Origin of the sequence: Teichococcus aerophilus (genome assembly GCF_014490485.1) — a bacterium.
Classification (GTDB): Bacteria; Pseudomonadota; Alphaproteobacteria; order Acetobacterales; family Acetobacteraceae; genus Pseudoroseomonas; species Pseudoroseomonas aerophila.
This window is the reverse complement of record NZ_JACTVA010000006.1, coordinates 26,463-47,087: the sequence shown is the minus strand read 5'-3', so window position 1 is coordinate 47,087 and position 20,625 is coordinate 26,463. Positions and strand designations below refer to the sequence as shown.

At 69.0% G+C, this 20,625-nt stretch carries 16 protein-coding genes; 10 read left to right on the top strand and 6 right to left on the bottom strand.

Going from position 1 to position 20,625, the window contains the following annotated elements; translation table 11 throughout:
- Positions 1 to 285 precede the first annotated feature (285 nt).
- Positions 286 to 1,152, bottom strand: a complete 867-nt coding sequence (locus IBL26_RS05335) for a glycosyltransferase family 2 protein (protein ID WP_187783430.1) — start codon at positions 1,150 to 1,152, stop codon at positions 286 to 288.
- Between the two features lie 76 nt (positions 1,153 to 1,228).
- On the opposite strand from IBL26_RS05335, the gene IBL26_RS05330 reads away from it, so the two are divergent.
- The gene (locus IBL26_RS05330) at positions 1,229 to 1,783 is read left to right on the top strand and encodes a cytochrome b (RefSeq protein ID WP_187783429.1); all 555 of its coding nucleotides are present in this window, start codon (positions 1,229 to 1,231) and stop codon (positions 1,781 to 1,783) included.
- On the opposite strand, the gene ku is transcribed toward IBL26_RS05330, so the two are convergent.
- The 3 genes from ku to puuE all read right to left on the bottom strand — a co-directional run bounded on the left by ku (position 1,784) and on the right by puuE (position 7,315).
- A complete protein-coding gene (gene ku / locus IBL26_RS05325) occupies positions 1,784 to 2,686 on the bottom strand; it encodes a non-homologous end joining protein Ku (RefSeq protein WP_187783428.1) in 903 nt (300 codons plus the stop codon).
- Positions 2,683 to 5,469: a DNA ligase D gene (gene ligD, locus IBL26_RS05320; protein WP_187783427.1), complete on the bottom strand. Its 2,787-nt coding sequence runs from the start codon at positions 5,467 to 5,469 to the stop codon at positions 2,683 to 2,685. The genes ku and ligD overlap by 4 nt, the downstream gene beginning before the upstream one ends.
- Positions 5,470 to 6,388: 919 nt before the next feature.
- Complete coding sequence (gene puuE / locus IBL26_RS05315) at positions 6,389 to 7,315, bottom strand: allantoinase PuuE (protein WP_187783426.1); 927 nt, start codon at positions 7,313 to 7,315, stop codon at positions 6,389 to 6,391.
- Between the two features lie 232 nt (positions 7,316 to 7,547).
- On the opposite strand from puuE, the gene IBL26_RS05310 reads away from it, so the two are divergent.
- The 3 genes from IBL26_RS05310 to IBL26_RS05300 are packed head-to-tail and all read left to right on the top strand — an operon-like array spanning position 7,548 to position 9,579.
- The gene (locus IBL26_RS05310; RefSeq protein WP_187783425.1) at positions 7,548 to 8,270 is read left to right on the top strand and encodes a phosphoribosyltransferase; all 723 of its coding nucleotides are present in this window, start codon (positions 7,548 to 7,550) and stop codon (positions 8,268 to 8,270) included.
- Positions 8,270 to 8,668: a DUF423 domain-containing protein gene (locus IBL26_RS05305; protein WP_187783424.1), complete on the top strand. Its 399-nt coding sequence runs from the start codon at positions 8,270 to 8,272 to the stop codon at positions 8,666 to 8,668. The genes IBL26_RS05310 and IBL26_RS05305 overlap by 1 nt, the downstream gene beginning before the upstream one ends.
- A complete protein-coding gene (locus IBL26_RS05300) occupies positions 8,665 to 9,579 on the top strand; it encodes an SAM-dependent methyltransferase (protein WP_187783423.1) in 915 nt (304 codons plus the stop codon). Before IBL26_RS05305 ends, IBL26_RS05300 begins: the two co-directional genes overlap by 4 nt.
- A gap of 392 nt (positions 9,580 to 9,971) precedes the next feature.
- Here the strand turns inward: IBL26_RS05300 and IBL26_RS05295 are convergent, their stop codons facing one another.
- Positions 9,972 to 12,263: an NADP-dependent malic enzyme gene (locus IBL26_RS05295; protein ID WP_187783422.1), complete on the bottom strand. Its 2,292-nt coding sequence runs from the start codon at positions 12,261 to 12,263 to the stop codon at positions 9,972 to 9,974.
- 663 nt (positions 12,264 to 12,926) lie between these two features.
- Positions 12,927 to 13,514 carry a fasciclin domain-containing protein gene (locus IBL26_RS05290; RefSeq protein WP_187783421.1) on the bottom strand — a complete coding sequence of 196 codons (588 nt, stop codon included), beginning with the start codon at positions 13,512 to 13,514 and terminating at the stop codon, positions 12,927 to 12,929.
- Between the two features lie 310 nt (positions 13,515 to 13,824).
- Here IBL26_RS05290 and IBL26_RS25870 point away from each other — a divergent pair, with 310 nt between their 5' ends.
- From IBL26_RS25870 to IBL26_RS05260, 6 genes are all read left to right on the top strand, one after another.
- Positions 13,825 to 14,229, top strand: coding sequence for a hypothetical protein (locus IBL26_RS25870; RefSeq protein ID WP_187783420.1), 405 nt, complete (start codon positions 13,825 to 13,827; stop codon positions 14,227 to 14,229).
- 422 nt (positions 14,230 to 14,651) lie between these two features.
- The gene (mnmE, locus tag IBL26_RS05280; protein WP_187783419.1) at positions 14,652 to 15,965 is read left to right on the top strand and encodes a tRNA uridine-5-carboxymethylaminomethyl(34) synthesis GTPase MnmE; all 1,314 of its coding nucleotides are present in this window, start codon (positions 14,652 to 14,654) and stop codon (positions 15,963 to 15,965) included.
- 25 nt (positions 15,966 to 15,990) lie between these two features.
- Complete coding sequence (mnmG, locus tag IBL26_RS05275) at positions 15,991 to 17,856, top strand: tRNA uridine-5-carboxymethylaminomethyl(34) synthesis enzyme MnmG (protein ID WP_187783418.1); 1,866 nt, start codon at positions 15,991 to 15,993, stop codon at positions 17,854 to 17,856.
- Positions 17,853 to 18,473: a 16S rRNA (guanine(527)-N(7))-methyltransferase RsmG gene (rsmG, locus tag IBL26_RS05270; protein WP_187783417.1), complete on the top strand. Its 621-nt coding sequence runs from the start codon at positions 17,853 to 17,855 to the stop codon at positions 18,471 to 18,473. Before mnmG ends, rsmG begins: the two co-directional genes overlap by 4 nt.
- Positions 18,460 to 19,281, top strand: coding sequence for a ParA family protein (locus tag IBL26_RS05265; protein ID WP_187783416.1), 822 nt, complete (start codon positions 18,460 to 18,462; stop codon positions 19,279 to 19,281). The genes rsmG and IBL26_RS05265 overlap by 14 nt, the downstream gene beginning before the upstream one ends.
- Positions 19,278 to 20,129, top strand: a complete 852-nt coding sequence (locus IBL26_RS05260) for a ParB/RepB/Spo0J family partition protein (RefSeq protein WP_187783415.1) — start codon at positions 19,278 to 19,280, stop codon at positions 20,127 to 20,129. The genes IBL26_RS05265 and IBL26_RS05260 overlap by 4 nt, the downstream gene beginning before the upstream one ends.
- Positions 20,130 to 20,625 lie beyond the last annotated feature (496 nt).

The window sequence follows — 20,625 nt, the reverse complement described above, 5'->3', positions numbered from 1 at the left end:
TTTGCGAAATGAAGGCTGGGGACGGAATTCCCCAGACCCCTTCTTTTACGTTTTCAAGCTTCTCCGGGCGTGGCCGCTGAGAGCGCGGTCTTGGAAAACGGCTGGGTGCGCCAGAGGTCCTGGGCCTCCCGTGACTGAAGGTTCAGCCAGCGTGGCCCATGATTAAAATCATCAAAAAGCGTCCGCTCTCAGTCCCGAAGCGCCACGCTAAACTCGCGGAAAAAAGAAGGGGTCTGGGGAATTCTTTCCCCAGCCTTCCCCCACTTCCCCAAACGCGCAGCCCACTCAAAAAGCGCGCCCTGGCGGGCAGGCAGCCGCCGCGACTTCTTCCGCGCTTGGCTGGCGCAACAGCCGAAGGTCCCCCTCGGGTGACCAGTCGATCAGTCCCATCCGGGCGAAGTCCCGCAGCCATCCATCCATGGGCCACAGGCCGTGGCGTTCGCGAAAGCGCCTTGCGTTGAGCAGGATGTCGTCGAAATGCTGCAGGGGCGGGTCGAAGACCGGGTGGTATTGGTGGAAGGCGCGGGTGTCGGCGGTCAGGAGCAGGGGCAGGCCATGGTCACGGGCGCGGAAGCCGAAATCGGTGTCTTCGGCGCCGTAGCCGGTGAAGCCGGTGTCGAAGCCGCCCAGCGCCGCGAAGCTGCTGGCGCGGATGCCGAAGGCCAGGGACCAGAACAGCCCGGCATTCGGCTCCGCCCGGCTGCCCTGCTCGGGGAAGGGCCGGTGCGGGTGGCGATGGCCGAGGCGGGCAAGCTCGTCCGCACTGGCAGGCGCGGCGGAGGCAGCGGCGTCGAGATAGAGGATCTCGCAGCAGACCAGCGCATCCTGCCGACCGAGCGCGGCGCCGAGCGTGCCGACCATGTCAGGCGCGGGAATGCAGTCCACGTCGAGGAAGACCAGCTTCGGCGCCTCCGCCAGCCTGGCGGCGGCGTTGCGCGCGGCGGCCAGCGGCAGGCCGGTGGCGGGGGCGTGGTGGTGCAGCAGGGGAAAGGGCATCGGCGGCAGGCTGGCCGGCTGCGCGTTCAGGTCCACCACCACGCAGCGGGAAGGCGCCACCAGGCTGCGGGAGAGGCCGTCCAGCAGGCGCAGCAGGTGCTCCTGCCGGCCTTTGGCGATGGTCAGTACCGCGACATCCGCCTGGCCATCCGTCACGCCGCATTCCTTGTCTTCACACGGGCTTCCTCTTTACGCAGGTTTGGTGCGTGGCCGGTTTGAAACGGGCGCGGGCGTGATAAGTTCCCTTTCCATGGGGCAGGAACGGTTCTCCGGTTGGGCGCAGGCGCTGCACTGGATCACGGCGGCGGCGCTGTGCTTTTTGCTACCCTTTGTCTGGGTGGCGGAGAACTTCCCGCCCGGGCCGGTCCGTACCTTCTGGTACATGGCCCATGAGTCGATGGGCATCTCGGTCTTCCTGCTGGTGCTGATGCGGCTGACGTGGCGCTGGCGGCACCGGGCGCCGTCCTATCCGCCCGGCATCGCGGCGGTGCAGCGTGCGGCGGCCTGGGCGAACCATGCGCTGCTCTACGCCGTGCTGCTGGTCATGCCGGTCACCGGCTACATGATGGCGGGGAATGGCCAGGGCGTTCCGTATTTCCGGCTGTTGACCCTGCCGGGCTTCGCGCAGAACCAGGCGCTCGGCGTGGCGGCGAACACCGTGCATGTATGGGGGCAGTTCGCCCTCTACGCCCTGGTGGCGATGCACGTGGCGGCCACGGTCTACCACGTCGCCATCCGGCGGGACGGGTTGCTGGAGCGGATGCTGCCGCCCCAGCGCGGCCCCTGATCAGGCACGCTTGCGCTTGGCGGCGGGCTTGGCCTCCTCCTTCTTGCTGCCGGACTTGCTCTTGGATTTTCCGCCGGCGGATTTCGGGCTGTCATCCGCCTTCTTGCCGGACGCGCGGCCACCCTGCTTCAGGCTGTCCCGCAGCGCCGCCATCAGGTCGATGACGTTGCCGCGCGGCGCGGGGTCTTCCTCCGGCTCCGCGGAGATGGTCTTGCCCTGGCGGCGTTCCTCGATCACCTCGCGCAGCCGGGCCTCGTAGCGGTCCTCGGTATCCGTGGGGTCGTAGGTGCCGGTCTGGCGGGAGATGAGTTGCTGCGCCAGCTTCACCATCTCTGGCTCCGGCGCCGTGCCTGGCACTTCGGCGAAGACATCGCCGGCATCGCGGAGGTCGCCTTCCTCGTGCAGGGTGTGCAGCACCAGCCCCTGGCCCAGCGGCAGGATGCCCACCGGCCGTTCCCGCCGGAACAGCACGAGGCGGGAGAGCGCCATCATGCCGCTCTTGCGCAGGGCATCGCGCAGCACGGCATAGACGTCGATCGCCTCGTCCTCCTGCGGCACGACATAGTAAGCGTTCTCGAAATACAGCGGGCTGATGGAGCCGAGCTTGACGAACTTGGCGATGGAGAGGGTGCTGCTGCTCTCCACCCGCGCGCTGTCGAAATCCTCGTCGGTCAGCAGGACGTACTCGCCCTTCTCCACCTCGTAGCCACGCACCAGCTTGCCGCGCTCCACCTCCCGCCCCGTCTCGGCATCGACGGTGCGGTTGCGGATGCGGTTGCCGGTCTTGGGGTTGATCATGTTGAAGTGCAGGTTGTTGCGGTCCTGCCGCGCCGGCACCAGGGAGATGCGGCAGGACACCAGGGCCAGGCGCAGGGTGCCGCGCCAGATGGGGCGTTCGCTCATCGGGATGTCTCCTGGGCCTTGGCCCGCTTGCGGGAGGTGGCGCGCTTTTGGGCGCCGAGGGCCGGCAGTTCCCGCGCCGCCTTGGCATAGCCTTCCCACGGGTCCGGCTGCGCCAGGCGGTCCGGCACGGTGGCGATGGTGAAGGCCTTCGGGTCCAGCCCTTCCGCCACTTCCTCCCATGCCAGGGGGACGGAGACGGTAGCACCCGGCCGCGCGCGGGGCGACCAGGCGGAGACCGCGGTGGCGGTACGGTCGTTGCGCAGATAGTCCAGGAAGATGCGGCCCTTGCGGGCCTTCTTGGCGAGCGTGGTGGTGTACCGGGCGGGTTCTTCCTGCGCCATCAGCGCGCACAGCGCCTGGCAGAAATCCTTGGCTTCCGGCCATTCGGCGCGCGGGCGCAGCGGCACCACCACATGCAGCCCCTTGCCCCCCGTGGTCTTGACGAAGGCGCCGAGGCCGAGGCCTTCCAACCGTTCCCGCAGCGCCCGGGCGGCGTGGAGGACGGCGGCGAAATCCAGCCCCTCATCCGGGTCGATATCGAAGACCAGCCGGTCCGGCCGCTCGGCATCCTTGGCAAGGGCGCCGCCGGGGTGCACTTCCAGCACGCCGGCCTGGGCCAGGGCCACCAGCGCCTGCGGGCTTTCCACCGCCAGGAACGGGTCATCCTCCCCCGCCAGCATCACCCGGCGCAGCAGGGCGGAGGTGCCGGTGCCGGGATGGCGTTGCAGGAAGCGCTGGCCCTTGATGCCGTCCGGCGCCCGCAGCAGCGCCACCATGCGACCGCCGGCGTAATCCAGCAGGCGCGGCGCCACGGTGGCGTAATAGCGGGCCAGGTCCCGCTTGGTGACGCCTTCCTCCGGCCACAGCAGTTTGTCCGGGTGACTGAGTCGGATGCCGCCGATGGTGTTCTGCGTATCCGTGCCGGCCTTGGCGGGGGTGGGTTTTCCGGCGCCCGCGCCAGGGTCCTTAGTGGCAGAATGTCCGCTGGCCGCCTTCCCGGTATCCGCCTTCCCGGCGTCGCTCGTGCCGGAAGCCGCCTTGCCGCGTGCGGCCTTGGGCGCCTCCGGGATCGGCGGCGGGTCCTGCCCGGCGATCGGGCCGGGCGGGGTCACGCTCTCCGCCGGCTTGTCCTCCCGCACGCCTTTGAAGGAGGCCTGGCGGATGCGGCCGTCGCCGGTCCAGCCAGCATAGTCCACCTCGGCCACCAGTTGCGGCTCCACCCAATGGGCGCGGCGGCGGTCCGCCGCGTCCAGGGCCGTGGCGAAGGGGGAAGTCTTGCGCGCCAGCTTCTTCAATTGCCTGGTCAGCGAAGCCGCCCGGCTGCCCGAAATGCCCGAGCCGACGCGGCCGAGATAGACCAGCGCCCCATCCCGCCACGCGCCCAGCAGCAGCGTCATGCTGCCCTTGGGGCCAGTGCCATGGCCGCCGACGATGAACTCGTCATTGCCCCGGCACTTCGTCTTCACCCAGCTCTCGCCCCGGCCGGACTGGTACGGCGCGTCGATCCGCTTGGAGACGACGCCCTCCAGCCCCATGCGGCAGGCCGAGAGCAGGATGGCATCGCCGGCCGCCTCGAAATGCTCGACATAGCCGATGGCATCGGGCGCCTTGGCCAGCCATTCGCGCAACGCCGCCTTCCGTTCCCCCAAGGGCTGCGGGCGCCAGTCCTGCCCACCGGCGGCCAGCAGGTCGAAGGCCATGAAGCGCAGCTCCCCGGTGCGCTTGCGCTCCAGCGACGCCTGCAGCGCGGCGAAATCCGGGTGGCCTTCCGCATCGGTGGCGATCACCTCGCCATCCAGGATGCTGTCCTGCAACTGGCCGAGAGCGGCGGCGGTCTCGGGGAAGCGGGCGGTCCAGTCCAGGCCACTGCGGGTCAGCAGCCGGGCCTCGCCCCCGCTGATATGCGCCTGCAACCGGTAGCCATCCAGCTTCACCTCATGCACCCAGCCGGGTCCCATCGGCGCCTCGGCGGCCGAGGCGCAGAGCTGGGGCGGGACGAACTGCCCCGGTGCCAGGCTGGCGCCACGTGCCTTGCGGCTGCCCTTCGTGGCCTTGGCGGCAGACTTCCCGGCTTTCTCAGCCGCCTTCGGGGCTGTCTTTGGGGCTGTCTTCTGGGCCGGCGCCGGGCGTGCCGCGCCGCCACGCTTCGCCTTACCCGTCGTCCAGACCTCCCCCTGCTCCCCAGCGGAAGCGGCGATCTCCTCCATCGAGCGGCCGGAGGCAACCGAGCTGGTCTCGGCCTGCAGCAGGCTCTCGCCCTCGCCTGGACGAGCCTCGTCGTCATGCTCCTTGATCAGCAGCCATTGGGGCGTCTTCTCGCCACGCCTCGGGCGCATCCGCACCAGCGTCCAGCCACCCTGCATCCGCGCGCCATCCAGGTGGAACTTCATCTTGCCGGCGGCCAACGCGGCTACCGGGTCCGCATCGTCGCTGTGCCAGGTGCCACGGTCCCACAGCATCACCGTGCCGCCGCCATATTGGCCGGGCGGGATCGTGCCTTCGAAGCCGCCATATTCCAGCGGGTGATCCTCGACCTGCACGGCCAGTCGCTTGTCCGCCGGGTCCAGGCTGGGGCCGCGGGTTACCGCCCAGCTCTTCAGCGTGCCCTCCAACTCCAACCGGAAGTCGTAATGCAGGCGGGTGGCATCGTGTTTCTGCACGACAAAGGACAGCGCCTTCGCCGCCCGGCGGCGGGCGGGCTGGCCCGCCGGTTCCCGCGTGCGCGTGAAATCGCGGCGGGCCCGGTAGGGCCGCAGGGATTCATCGGCGGCTTTGGCGGGCATGGCGACCAACCCCCTTCGGCAGGATGCATGAACGAACGTCGCAACGATAAAAAACCCCGGGTCGTCCGGGGTTGCCGCGCCATGTGCCGCCCCGCGAGAAGCCGCCTGGAAATACCGGTTGGCACGGAGGCGGGCAGCCTGCACGGACGGGTCCACAGCCCTCGGAAGAACGGCGAGGGCGGCCTGCCCTGCCGGGCCGCATGGCTCCCACCGTTGCTGTCGGCCTGTCCGGCCTGCCGCCAGCACCGGGCCGACGGAGGCATGCGCATCGTGGCTGAAGCGGATGCCGGCAGGCGCCTCGCCATTCCGTCAGCGGCGCGTATCGCCCTGTCCACCCGCCGCAGCCGATCCGGGTTTTGGAGCAGGCGAGTCGCTGGAAGCCGCGTCCTTGGTTTGGGGGCACTGTTCTGCCACGACGGGATGCGCAAGCTACGGGAGGAAGGCCGGGGAAAGAATTCCCCGGACCCCATCTTCTTTCTTCGAGTTTTGCCGGGGGAAGGTTGGTTCGAGACAGGGCCGGTTTGCGACGGCAGGGCAAATGACCGTTTTGACGCTCTAGCTACTGAGGCGTGCGGCTGGGGCTTTCTGTGCGGCCAACAAAGCAGGCGCAGGAAATACCTGCTCTTAACACAGGAATTTTCAAATGGATTGTCGGAAGCCAGCTTTGAGTGGATAGCAGCCAGTTGTTTCTAATGTGCCGGCTGTCTGTGGCCACTGGCGTCCTGGCCACGCCGCTCACTCCTGCACCCACAGCATCATCTGCCGGCGCGCCCAGACAGCCATTCGGATGCATGGCAACCAAGCACTCAGCCCACCTGTCCCTCAGAGCCGCACCACCCGGCCCCGCAGCCTCAACGCCAAACTCGCAGAAAAAAAGAAGGGGTCCGGGGAATTCCTTCCCCGGCCTTCCTCCCCCTCATCAGGCTCCCGGCGGATGCACCCGACGCCAGTGCAGGGCGATCTCCTCCCGCGTGGCGACCCACACATCCGGGCAGGATGCCACGTGGTCCAGGAAGCGCTTCAGCGCGGCGGCGCGGGCGGGGCGGCCGACCAGGCGGCAGTGCAGGCCGATGCTCATCATCTTCGGCGCGGTCTGGCCTTCTTCCCGCAGCAGGTCGAACGCATCGCGCAGGTGCTGCTCGAACCCATCGTTCGAGGCGAAGCCGGGCGGCACGGCGAACTTCATGTCGTTGTTGTCGAGCGTGTAGGGAATGATCAGCAGGGGCCGGCCGGCGACGGTGACGTAATAGGGCAGGTCGTCGTCATAGGCGTCGCTGTCGTAGAGGAAGCCACCGTGTTCGGCGACCAGGCGGCGCGTCTGCTCGCTGATGCGACCGGTGTACCAGCCGACGGGCGGCTTGCCGACGGTGCGGGTGATGGTCTCCACCGTCTGCGCGATGTGCTGCCGCTCGGTCGCTTCATCGACGTTCTGGTAGTTGATCCAACGCCAGCCATGGCTGGCGACCTCGTGCCCCGCGCTGGCGAAGGCGGCGCCGATGGCGGGGTTCAGTTCCAGCGCCCGGCCGACGCCATAGACGGTCAGCTTCATGTCGCGCTCGGCGAACAGCCGCAGCACGCGCCAGACGCCGGCGCGGGCGCCGTAGTCGAACTGGCTTTCCTTGCCGATGTCGCGCTGGCCCAGCACCGGGTTCCCGCCCGGCGTCTCGTTCAGATAGATCTCGCCGCCGGCATCGCCGTTCAGCACGGTGTTCTCGCCGCCTTCCTCGTAGTTGAGCACGAAGGAGACGGCGAGCTTCGCCCCGCCCGGCCATTGCGGGTCCGGCGGATTGGGGCCGTAGCCAACGAAGTCGCGGGGGTAGCAGCTGTCGGGGGCGAGGATCGTCATGGAATGAAGAGTGCTGGGGACGGGCGGGCGGCGTCAACGGTCCGGGCATGGCGGCAGCGTGTGGCGTGGCCAGGGAAAGATCGAGGGGTGAGCGTCGTCGGGCCTCCTCCCAAGCTGCGGTGCGTGATGAGGCGATGACGTGGGCCTCAGGCACCGGCCGGCATGCGGGCGGATAGCTGATGCCGCCAGGATGGGACTGGTATCTTCGCCCGCCCTGTGCCATCCGCCGCACATGCAACAGGCCCCCGCACACCCGGCCCCCGCAGACCCGGCCGCCGAACACTGGCAGCGCTACGAGGCCGTGGCGCAGACGCGCCCCTGGGCCGCCACCGCCCCCATCCGCATGCCGGATGGGCGCTGGCTGTGGCTGCCGCTGCGCGACTATGGCGAGGTCGCCGTCACCGGCTTCGTTGCCAACCAGGCATCCTTCGCCGTGCTGCGGCCGATCGTCGGCTGGATGGCCGAGGCGGTGCGGGATTGGGGGGCGGACATCGTGGTCGGGCTGCCGACTCTGGGCCATGTCTTTGGCGGCCCGGTGGCCGAGGCGCTGGGGCATGCCAACTGGGTGGCCCCCGGCTATTCCCGCAAGAACTGGTACGAGGAAACCTGGTCGGTCCCGACCTCCTCCTCCACCGCGCCAGACGCGCGGCGCATGTGGCTGGACCCGCGCCTGCTGGCCCGGCTGCGTGGCAAGCGCGTGCTGCTGGTGGATGACGTGATCAGCACCGGCAGCTCCGCGCTGGCCGGGCTAGCGCTGCTAGGAACGGCAGGGGTACGCCCGGTGGGTCTGTGCGTCGGTATGGCGCAGGGCGACCGCTGGCTGCCCACTTGGCCTACCGACGTGCCCGTGGCTGCCGCCTTCGCCACGCCGCTGTTCCGCCGCGCGGCAGATGGCTGGGCGCCCGATGAGGCAACCCGCCCCGAAGTGCGGCTTCCCGTGCAGGAGAGTGTGTGATGGCCCGCCTCTGGCTTGTTCTCGGCGCGCTGTCCGGCTGCGTCGCGGTGGGGCTGTCCGCCTGGGCAGCGCATGGGCTGGACGCGGCCCAGGCCGCACTGGCCGCCAGTGCCCTGACCATGCAGGGCTGGCACGCCCTGGCGCTGCTGGCCACCGGCCTGCTGGCCGAACGCCGCCGCGGCGCGTTGCCGCACATCGCCGGGGCCGGCTTCGCCCTGGGCTCCCTGGCCTTCTGCGGCGCGGTGTGGTGGCGGGCGCTGGCCGGCACCTCGCTCGGCAGCGTCGCGCCGCTGGGCGGCACCGTGCTGATGCTGGCCTGGCTGGTGCTGGCCCTCGCCGCCGCCCGCCGCCCTGCCCCGCCGGCCCTTAACCCCCCCTCCGCGGAGCGGCACCCATGAGTATCCGCAGCGCCTACCTGGCCGCCGAGGGCTTCGAGCCCGAACTGGAAGAGGAACTGCGCCGGGCCGGCGTGGCCATCGACCGCTGGCATGGCCGCCTGGCCCTTTCCGCCGCGCCGCCCGCCACCGCCGCCTGGGCGCTGGAAACCTGGACCGACGTGCGGGAGATCCCCGTCGCTTCCATCAAGAGCGCGGCCTCCGCCCTGCGCGGCATCCAGCGCAACTGGGCACTCTACGCCGCCGTGCACCACCGCCGCGCCGCGCTGATCGAGGCCGCGCTGCCGCCAGTAAAGGCCCGTGCCCTTACCTTCCCCGAAGCGGCGCCGACCGGCCATCTCGGCGCCTGGACGCTGCTGGCGCCGGATCTGATGCTGGCCAGCCCGACCAAGACCAGCCCCTTCGTCAACGGCGCCGTGCGCTTCGAGGAAGACCGCGAGGGCCCGCCTTCCCGCGCCTATCTGAAGCTGTGGGAAGCCCTCACCCGCCTCGGCCGCTGGCCTGGCCCGGGCGAGACGGCGCTCGACCTCGGCGCCGCGCCTGGGGGCTGGACCTGGGCGCTGGCGCAACTCGGCTGCGACGTCGTGGCGGTGGACAAGGCCCAGATGGACCCCGCCGTCGCCGCGCTGCCCAACGTGACCATCCGCACCGAAAGCGCCTTCGGGCTGGAGCCGGAGAAGCAGGACGCGGTCGACTGGCTGTTCAGCGACATCATCTGCTACCCGTCCCGCCTGCTGGGGCTGGTGCAACGCTGGCAGGCCGCCGGGCGCGCCCGGAACTTCGTCTGCACCCTGAAGTTCCAGGGCGAGACGGACCACGACACCGCCGCCGCCTTCGCCGCCATTCCGGGGGCGGTGGTGTTCCATGGCGCGCACAACAAGCATGAGTTGATGTTCTGCCTGTTGGGGGAGTGAGGAAGACTGGGGGAAGGAATGCCCCCAGGCCCCATCTTTTTTCTGCGGTGTTTTTACTGGCGGGCTTTTGTGAGGTCTGGCTGTTTGAGGGTTCCCTCGGGGGCCGCGCCGGTAGTCTATGACCTCTGGCGACTGACGGTTCAGCCCTTGTGAGCATTTTAAAATTCTAGAGATTTTTACTGCCTCATCCCGGCGCATCGGATAAGGCAAGCCTCCCGAATGCAGGCGGAGTTCTGTTCCACCCTTGCTTCCGCCGTAGCGCCGACAGGCGCTTACTAAGCCCTCCCCGCCACACAAAAAAGGCCAGGGCCCCAACAGCCCCAGCCCCTTTAAACTCACAGAAAAAAGATGGAGGTCTGGGGGAATTCCTTCCCCCAGACCTCCCCCCGCGATCAGTCCCGCTTCACCGCGCCATGGGCCGCGAAGCAGGCCATGTCGAGGATCTGGTTCACGCTGGCGTCCATGCTGACGATCTGCACCGGGTGTTCCAGCCCGACCAGCACGGGGCCCAGCGTGGTCGCGCTGGTCAGGTTCGGCACGGCCTTGGTCAGAATGTGCGCGGCGTGCAGGCCGGGCATCACCAGCACGTTGGCGGGCCCGGTCAGGCGGCAGAAGGGGTAGAGGGCGCGCAGGCGGGGGTCGAGCGCCACGTCCGCCGTCATCTCCCCATCGTATTCGAAGTCCACGCCGCGGCCGTCCAGCAGCTTCACCGCGTCCTGCACGGGCCCGGTGATGGTGCCGCCGGGTGCGCCGAAATTGGAGAAGGAGAGGAAGGCCACGCGCGGCTCCAGTCCCATCCGGCGGGCGGCGGCGGCGGCACCGATGGCGATTTCCGCCAGGGTGGTGGCGTCGGGGCGCTCATGGATGGCGGTATCGGCGATCAGGGTGCTGCCGGAGGAGCGGCCGAGCAGCATGGTCAGGCCGAAGAGCACGGTGCCGGGAGCGGTGTCGATCGCCTTGGTGACGCCTTCCAGCGTGACGCCGGTGGAGCGGGTGACGCCGCTGACCATGGCGTCCGCATCGCCCAGCGCCACCATGCAGGCGGCGAAGACGTTGCGGTCCAGGTTCACCAGCCGCTGGCAGTCGCGGAACAGCAGGCCGTTGCGCTGCTGGCGCTCGTACAGCCACTCGGCATAGCGCAGGTTGCTGCCGGAGAGGCGGGCGTTGTGGATCTCCACCCCGTCCGGCAGCGGGATGCCGAGCGCGGCCACGGTGGCCTTGATGCGCTCTTCCCGCCCGATCAGCACGGGGGTGCCGTAGCCGGCGTTGCGGAAGGCGATGGCGGCGCGGATGACCTTCTCTTCCTCGCCCTCGGCGAAGACCACCTTCTGCGGGTTGGCGCGCACCCGTTCGGTAATGGCTTCCAGGGCCGAGATGCCGGCATCCAGGCGGCCCGCCAGCTCACGCGCGTAGCGCTGCAGGTCCATCAACGGCTTGCGGGCCACGCCGCTCTCCATCGCCGCCTTGGCAACGGCGGGGGAGACGCGGGCGATCAGCCGGGGGTCGAACGCATGCGGGATGATGTATTGCGGGCCGAAGCGCAGGCCCTTGCCACCGCCGGCACCAGCCACTTCCTCCGGCACATCCTCCCGCGCCAGCATGGCCAGCGCCTCGGCGGCGGCGACCTTCATGGCGTCGTTGATGGTGCTGGCGCGCACGTCCAGCGCACCGCGGAAGATGTAGGGGAAGCCGAGGACGTTGTTGACCTGGTTCGGGTAGTCGCTGCGGCCGGTGGCGATGATGACGTCCGGGCGCACCGCGTGGGCGTCATCCGGCGTGATCTCGGGGTCCGGGTTGGCCATGGCGAAGATGATCGGGTTGGGCGCCATGGAGCGCACCATATCCGCCGTGACCGCACCCTTTACGGAGAGGCCGAAGAACGCATCCGCGCCATCCAGCGCCTGGGAGAGGGTGCGGCGGTCCGTGGTGACGGTGTGGGCGGACTTCCACTGGTTCATCCCTTCCGTGCGGCCGCGCCAGAGCACGCCCTTGGTATCGCACATCAGGATGTTTTCGGGCCGGATACCCATGGCCTTTACCAGCTCGGCGCAGGCGATGGCGGCGGAGCCGGCGCCGTTGATGACCAGCTTGGTCTCCGCCAGCTCACGCCCCGTCAGGTGGCAGGCATTGATCAGGCCGGCGGCGGCGACGATGGCGGTGCCATGCTGGTCGTCATGGAAGACCGGGATATCCATCAGCTCGCGCAGCCGCTGCTCGATGACGAAGCACTCGGGCGCCTTGATGTCTTCCAGGTTGATGCCGCCGAAGGACGGGCTGAGGTAGCGCACCGCGTTGACGAAGGCGTCCGCGTCTTCGGTATCGATGCAGAGGTCGATGGAGTCGACGTCGGCGAAGCGCTTGAACAGCGCCGCTTTGCCTTCCATCACCGGCTTGGAGGCCAGGGCGCCGAGATTACCCAGCCCCAGCACCGCCGTGCCGTTGGAGATGACGGCGACCATGTTGCCCTTGGCCGTGTAATCGTAGGCCAGCGACGGGTCCCGGTGGATATGCAGGCAGGGCTCCGCCACGCCGGGGGAGTAGGCCAGGCTCAGGTCACGCGCGGTGGTCAGCGGCTTGGTGAGCCGGATTTCCAGCTTGCCGGGCTTGCCTTCGGCGTGGAGGGCGAGGGCCTCCTCGGCGGTAATGCGAGTGGTGCGGGTATCAGCCGCCTTAACGTCATCCATGGAGATCGTACTTCCGGCAGAAAGGAAAAACGGAACGTGATGCAACCTCCATCATGACGGCCCAACCCCGACCCGACTAGGGAGCCGCTTCGCACCTGCGGGATGCCGTGTTTGACGCGTTCGCAAAGGGTGATGTCGAACCGCTGCGGTCCCATAGCGAGACGCGGCACTGAAGGGGCCGAGGGACCCTTCCGCCACGGTCTGCTTGCCTGCTCAGGCGCTGAGCCCAGCGACTCAGGCAGCATGCATGCGACCGCTGTTCAGTCTGGCAGCCTGCGCCGAAGTTCGGGTGAGGGCTTTTCCCTGATCCGCCACTGGCGGCTGGGCCAACCACAGTCAGGCTGAAGCCGGAAGGCAAGGTCAGGGGAATGATTTCCCCCGAAACCCCATCTTTTTCCTGCGAGTTTGGCGTGGGGCTTTAGGACTGCGAAGAGGATGAAGCCACCCGACTGAGCTGTAAGCTGCCGCAGGTCATGGACCGCCGACATCCCCCGCCCGGTCGTAAATAGCTGACGCCTCCGCACCAGCACCCGAAGACTCCCGGAAAAATAAGGGGTCTGGGGAATTCCTTCCCCAGCCTTCTCCTCACCCCCACGGCAAAAATGGAAACGGGGTTGAGGAGCTTCCTCCCCAACCCCGCAGAAGCTTCAGCGACGCCAGAAATCAGGGCAGCAGCAGGTTATCGATGCCCTGGACGATGCCGTTGCTGGCCATCAAGTCCGCCAGGACAATGCGCGCCGGCGGCTGGATGTTCTGGCCGCCCGCGCCCGTGCCGAAGTTGCTGGACGGGCCGCCGGAGGGGCGGGCCACGGCTACCGTCGGCACCGCGCCGGTGCCATCGATCCGCACCAGGCCACCGTTCAGGGACGGCACGTCGCGGATCGCACCGCGCATGCTGGTCGTGGTCGCCACGCCAGCAATGAAGTGGTGCGTCACCAGCGCCGTCAGGCGGAACTGGTCGGGAGAGCCGCTCTGGCTGCCGCCGGTCTGGCCCAGCAGGTCCTGCAACAGACCCACGGGCGCGCGATCGAACGCCGCGTTGGTGGGGGCGAACACCGTCAGGGCCTGCGTGCCCTGCAGCCGGCCGATCTCGCCCGAACGCTGTGCCAGCTCAACGAAGCGGGAGAATTCGGAGGTGCCGGCGAGGATCCGGGCGATATCGCCGCTGACGGCGACCTGCGCGCGGAGGATGGCGGGGGCCGCCAGGGCGGAACTCAGGGTAGCGCCGAACAGGATGCGGCGGGTGAGCATGATCGATGGCTCCTTGTCTGGATGCGGGAAAACCGTAAGCGCAGGCGAATTGGGTGTTCCGGCCCGGTCAGCGTCCGCCCTTCACTCAGCCGGCCATTCTGGCGCTGCGGGACAGGGACGTTCGCGGATAGCCGTTGCGAGGCTGGAACGCGGCTTCTGACGCAACGGTTGCGCGGCGACGCTGGCGTTTCCGCGATGGGCCCGCACGCCGCGAATTTCCCCACGAAGTAAATTGGAACCGAAAGCCGGGCAGGACGTTCTCGGCCTGTGACGGTCTGAAACAGGCCGATTTTAACGGGAGCTATCCAGCATGCTGCGCCAGCGCGAGATCTTGTCCGCCATTGCCGTGTCCGCCCTGATGCTGGGCCTCGCGGCCTGCGACAACACCAACACTGCCGCAACCCGCGCGGCGGACCGTGCGGCCGGTACCAATACCTCCGGCGCCTACCCCGCCCAGTCGGACGGCACCCGCGCCAACCCGGCCGGCACCGAAGCCACCCGCGCCCTGGACCGTGCCGCCGGCACCAACACCTCCGGCGCCTACCCGATGCAGTCCAACGGCATGCCGGGCAACCCGCCGGGCACCGAGGCGACCCGCGCCCTGGACCGTGCCGCCGGCACCAACACCTCCGGCGCCTACCCCACCCAGGCGGACGGCACGCCCGGCAACCCGCCCGGCACCGCCGCCGACCGCGCGGTCAACCGCGCGCGCTGATCACGGAGGGGGGGCACCCCCTTCGATGGGAAAGGGCTGCCCGCCAACGCGGGCGGCCCTTTTCTTTTGAGGTGCCCTCCGTGGCAGGAAGCAAGGATAGGGAAAGAATTCCCCAGGCCCCTTCTTTTTTCTTCGCGTTTTGGGTTTGGCTGCTGAGCGGTCGGGCATGAACATCGATTGGGTCTGCCAGAGGCCCTGGATCTCCGGCGACCGGCGTTCAGCCTGTGTGGCCGATTATAATATCATCAAGCAGCGCTCACTCTGTGCCCTGAAGCGCCAAGCCAAACTTGCAGAAAAAAGAAGGGGCCTGGGGAATTCTTTCCCCAGCCTTCTTCTTCCCCTGCTCCTTCATCCAAAAGAATGGCCATCTCCCTCCTCCCCCGGTAAGCCGCCCGGCGAGGCCTGCGGATGGAGCTCCCCCAATGACCGATACCATTTTCGCTCTCGCATCCGGCTCCGGCCGTGCGGCCATTGCGGTGCTGCGGCTTTCGGGCGGGCCCTGTGGGGAGGTGGTGCGGCGCCTGGCGGGGGGCTTGCCGCAGCCGCGGATGGCCAGCCTGCGCCGCTTGCGCGACCCGGGGACGGACGAGGTGCTGGATGATGCGCTGGTGCTATGGTTCCCCGGCCCGCGCAGCTACACCGGCGAGGATTCGGCCGAGTTGCACCTGCATGGCGGCAGGGCGGTGCGGGAGGGTGTCAGCGCCGCCCTGGTGGCCTGCGGCGCCCGCCCAGCCGAGCCTGGGGAGTTCACCCGCCGCGCCTTCCTGAACGGCCGCCTGGACTTGACGGCGGCGGAAGGCATCGCGGACCTGATTGATGCGGAGACGGCAGCCCAACGCCGCCAGGCGCTGCGGCAAGCGGGTGGCGCCCTGGCCATACGCTACGCCGGCTGGGCGGGTCGGCTGACCCGCCTGCTGGCGCACCAAGAGGCCGCGATCGAGTTCGCCGAGGACGGCCTACCGAACGACCTGGAAGCGCAGATGCGAGCCGGCGCCGCCAGCTTGGCCGCCGAGATCCGCGCACATCTGGACGATGGCGGACGGGGAGAACGGCTGCGGCAGGGGCTGTGGGTCGCCATCCTCGGCGCACCGAATGCCGGCAAGAGCTCGCTGCTGAATGCCCTGGCGGGGCGGGAGGCGGCCATCGTCTCCGCCCAGGCGGGTACGACGCGGGACGTGGTGGAAGTGCGGTTGGAGCTGGGCGGCATTCCGGTGCTGCTAGCCGACACCGCCGGGCTACGGGACGCACCGGACGAGATCGAGGCCGAGGGCGTGCGCCGCGCCCGCAGGCGGGCGGAAGAGGCGGACATCGTCCTGGCCGTCTTCGCCGCCGACAACCCGCCGGATGCGGAGACTTTGGCGCTGATCGCACCCGGGGTGCTGCCGGTCGTCAACAAGACGGATCTGGCACCGCCGCCGGCGCTGATAGGCAGCCAGGCGCCGCTGGCGATCTCGGCCCGGACCGGTGTGGGACTGGAAGGCTTGCAGGCGGCGCTGACCGAGGCCGCCGTCGCCCGCGCCGGCCTCTCCGAGGAAGCGAGCCTGACGCGCCCGCGACACCGCGCGGCGCTGCAGGAGGCAGCATCCTGGTTGGATGAGGCCGTGACGGCGCCCTTGCCAGAGCTTGCCGCCGAATCCCTGCGCGCGGCCGTGCGTGCACTGGGGCGGCTGACAGGGCATGTCGGCGTCGAGGATGTGCTGGACGTCGTATTCGGGGATTTCTGCATCGGAAAATGACGCGCGGGGCGGTATACCCGCCGGCATGCGCGACATGAATTTCGATGTGGTGGTGGTGGGCGGTGGCCATGCCGGCACCGAGGCCGCCGCCGCTGCCGCCCGCTGCGGGGCCCGGACCCTGCTGCTGACACACAAGCTAGAGACCCTGGGCGAGATGTCCTGCAACCCCGCCATCGGCGGCGTGGGCAAAGGGCATCTGGTGCGGGAGATCGACGCACTGGACGGGCTGATGGGGCGCGCCGCCGACGCGGCGGGCATCCACTTCAAGCTGCTGAACCGCAGCAAGGGCCCGGCCGTGCGTGGCCCCCGCGCCCAGGCGGACCGCAAGCTGTACCGCCAGGCCGTGCAGGCGCTGCTGGCGGCGCAGAAGAACCTGACCATCCTGGCCGTGGCGGCGGAAGGGATCGAACGCGATGCCGCCGGCCGCATCGCTGCTGTGCTGACGGCGGAGGGCACGCGCATCAGTTGCGGCGCGCTGGTCATCACCACCGGCACCTTCCTACGCGGCGAGATCCATATCGGCGAGACGCGCCGCCCGGCGGGCCGGGTGGGCGATGCGCCCGCCATCGGCCTGGCCCTGGCCATTGAGGCGATGGGCCTACCGATGCGGCGGCTGAAGACCGGCACGCCGCCCCGGCTGGATGGCCGTACCATCGACTGGGCCAGCCTGGAGATGCAGCCGGGCGACGCGGTGCCGGAACCGCTGTCCTGGATGACCGACCGCATCACCAACCCGCAGGTGGAATGCGGCATCACCGCCACCACCCCGGCCGGGCACGCGCTGATCCGCGCGAATCTGCACCGCGCGCCCATCCATTCTGGCCAGATCCAGGGCGTGGGCCCGCGCTACTGCCCATCGATCGAGGACAAGGTGGTGCGCTTCGCGGAGCGGGAACGGCACCAGATCTTCCTGGAGCCGGAGGGGCTGGACGATCCGACCATCTACCCGAACGGCATTTCCACCAGCCTGCCGGAGGACGTGCAGGCCGCCTTCATCGCCTCCATTCCCGGGCTGGAGAAGGCGGCGATCCTCCGCCCCGGCTATGCCATCGAGTACGATCACGTTGACCCGCGAGCCCTGTGGCCGACGCTGGAAGTGCGCGAGGTGCCGGGGCTGTTCCTGGCCGGGCAGATCAATGGCACCACAGGGTACGAGGAAGCCGGCGCCCAGGGGCTGCTGGCCGGGCTGAACGCCGCAGCCTTGGCTGGTGGCGGTGAGGCGCGCACCCTGCCCCGCACCGCCGCCTATCTGGGTGTCATGGTGGACGACCTGACTCTGCAAGGCGTCAGTGAGCCCTACCGCATGTTGACCGCCCGGGCTGAGCATCGCCTGGCCCTGCGCGCTGATAATGCTGGCATGCGGCTGACCGAGACCGGGATCGCCTGGGGCTGCGTCGGCACGGAGCGCGCCGCGAAGCACCGCAGCTTCGCCGCCGCCGTGTCGGAGGCGCTGGAGCGGGCCCGGGCGGAAGGCGGCACCCCGGCGGCCCTGAATGCCGCCGGCATCCCCATCAACCAGGATGGCCGCTGGCGGAACCTGCTGGAGGTCCTGGCACTGCCGGAGACCGACGCCCAGGTGGTGCAGCGCGCCTTCCCCTGGCTGGCCGAACTCCCTACCGGCGTCCGCACTCAACTGGAAGCCGAGGCGCTCTACGCCCCGTATCTGCACCGCCAGGCCGCGGAGCTTCGGATGATCGAGCGGGAGGAGCGCACCCCCATCCCCAACGAGATCGACTTCGCCGCCATTGCCGGCCTTTCCAACGAGATGCGACAGAGACTGTCTACCGCCCGCCCCGCCACGCTGGGCAGCGCCGGCCGCATCCCCGGCATAACCCCCGCCGCCCTGGCCGCCCTGGCCGTCCACCTGCGCAAGACGGAGCGTTTCACGTGAAACACCCACCGGCCCTCGACCTCCCCTCGGCCGATGTTTCACGTGAAACAGCCGCGCGGATTGATGCCTTCATACCGCTGCTGCTGCGCTGGAACGCCAGCATCAATCTGATCGGCCCCACGACGGAGCAGGCGCTGCGGCAACGCCACATTGTCGATTCGATCCAGCTGCTGGGTCTGGTACCGCCCGGCGATGCGCCGATGGGCGATATCGGCACCGGGGGCGGTTTTCCAGGCCTGATCCTGGCCATGGCACTGGACCGGCCCATGCATCTGGTGGAATCCGACCGTCGCAAGGCCGCCTTCCTGCAGACAGTGGTCGGCGAACTCGGCCTCACCCATGTCCGTGTCCATGCGGAGCGGATCGACGCCGCGGCGCTACCGCCGCTCGCCGTGCTGACCGCACGCGCCCTCGGTCCGCTGGAGAAGATGCTGCCCTGGGCCGAACGCCTGCTGGCGCCCGACGGTGTCGCCATCTTCCCCAAGGGCCGCACGGCGCTGGAGGAGCTGGAGGCCACCGCCGCAGGCTGGACTTTGTCGGCCGAGCGGTTCAAGAGCACCACCGAACCCGACGCTTCCATCTTCCGCCTTTCGAGGATTCGCCGTGCCGGGGCCTGACCGCACAACCCGCCGTATCGCTCTCGCCAACCAGAAGGGTGGCGTGGGCAAGACCACCACCGCCATCAACCTGGCCACCGCCCTGGCAACGAAGAAGCGTGTCCTGGTCATCGACCTGGACCCGCAGGGCAATGCCTCCACCGGCCTCGGCCTGCCACGGGCCGAGCGTGGCAAGGGCAGCTACTCCCTGCTGATTGGCGAGCGCCCGCTGGGCGAGCTGATGCAGCAGACCAAGGTGCCCAACCTGTTCCTGCTGCCCGCCGATAACGACCTGGCCGGCGCCGAGATCGAGCTGGTCGGCATGGACAACCGCGAGCACCGCCTGCGGGAAGCCCTGGATGCCGGTGCCGAGGCACTGAAGGGCTTCGACTTCATCCTGATCGACTGCCCCCCTTCCCTCGGTCTGCTGACGCTGAACGCGCTGGTGGCCGTGGAATCGGTGATGATCCCGCTGCAGACCGAGTTCTTCGCGTTGGAGGGCGTCTCCCAGATCACCCGCACGATCGAGCGGGTGAAGCGGGCGCTGAACCCTGCCCTGCGGCTGGACGGCATCGTTCTGACCATGTTCGACCGCCGCAACAACCTGTCCGAACTGGTGGCGGCGGATGTGCGGGCGTTCTTCCGGGACAAGGTGTTCGACACTGTCATCCCCCGCAATATCCGCGTCAGCGAGGCGCCGTCCCACGGCCTGCCCGTGCTGCTCTACGATATGAGATCGACCGGCGCCCAGGCTTACATCAAGCTGGCTGCCGAACTCCTGCGGCGCGAGCGCGCGGCCGCGAAACTTGCCGGAGCGCACACCGCATGAGCGGACGCAAGCCAAACCGCCTGGGCATGGGCCTGTCCGCCCTGCTGGGAGACCAGCCCAACCCCGCCGCCGCCAATCAGGCGCCCCGCAGCCTGCCGATCGAGGCGCTGGAGCCGGGGCCCTTCCAGCCACGTGGGCCGATCGACCAATCCGGCCTGGCCGAGCTTGCGGCCTCCATCCGCGAGCATGGGGTGCTGCAGCCCATCCTGGTGCGGCCCAAGCCCGGCCATGCCGGCACCTACCAGATCATTGGCGGTGAACGCCGCTGGCGCGCTTCCCAACTGGCACAGCGGCACGACGTGCCCGTGGTCATCCATGACATGGACGACCGCGCCGCCATGGCGGCCTCCTTGGTCGAAAACCTGCAGCGCGAGGACCTGAACGCGCTGGAGGAAGCCCAGGGCTACCGCCGCCTGACCGACGAGTTCGGCCTGACCCAGGACCATCTGGGCCGCGCCGTCGGCAAGAGCCGCAGCCACGTCGCCAACACGCTACGCCTGCTTGGCCTGCCGCCCAAGGTACGGGAGATGCTGGGCCGTGGCAGCCTGTCCGCCGGCCACGCCCGCGCGCTGCTGACCGCCCCCGACCCCGCCAAGCTGGCCGAGCTGGTGGTGACCCGCGGCCTGAATGTGCGGCAGACCGAAGCCCTCGCCGCCTCCGCCGAACGCCCCCGCCCCGCGGCTGCACCGGAAGACAAGGATACCCGCGCCCTGGAGCGCGACCTGACCGAGAAGCTGGGCCTGAAAGTCGCCATCCGCCACGGAGGCCGTGGCGGCCAGATCAGCATCGCCTACAAGGATCTGGACCAGCTCGATGGCCTGATCCGCCTCCTGACGCCGGGACGCTGATACCTTCTCACCTGCGTGGGGTGTTTCGAAGCCGCAGAGAGGACAAAGGCCGGGGAAGAATTCCCCGGACCCTTCTTTTCTTCTTCGAGTTTGGGTGTGGCCGATGAAGGGGCATTTCTAAAGACGGTTAGGTGCGCCGGAGGTCCTGGGGCTGATGGACATTCGATTCTGTGGAGGGAAAGGTCAGGGGAAGGAATTCCCCTGAAACCCCATCTTTTTTTGTCAGCTGGCGTGGGGCTTAGCAGCAGGTGCGGCCGTGACAAAGATCACGGACCATCTGGACTGAACCAGCAGCGTCCGGCGACACCCCGGTCTGGGCCCGCCGCCACACGCCTGAACAGACTCGCCGGAAAGATGGCGTACGGGGAATTCCTTCCCCCGGCCTTCCCGTCCCAGTCCGAATGCCGATCCGCCCAATACCTCCGGCAACTGACAGTTCAGCCCTGATGGCCATTTAAATATCATCAAGAAGCGCCCGCTTGCAGCCCTAGGCGCA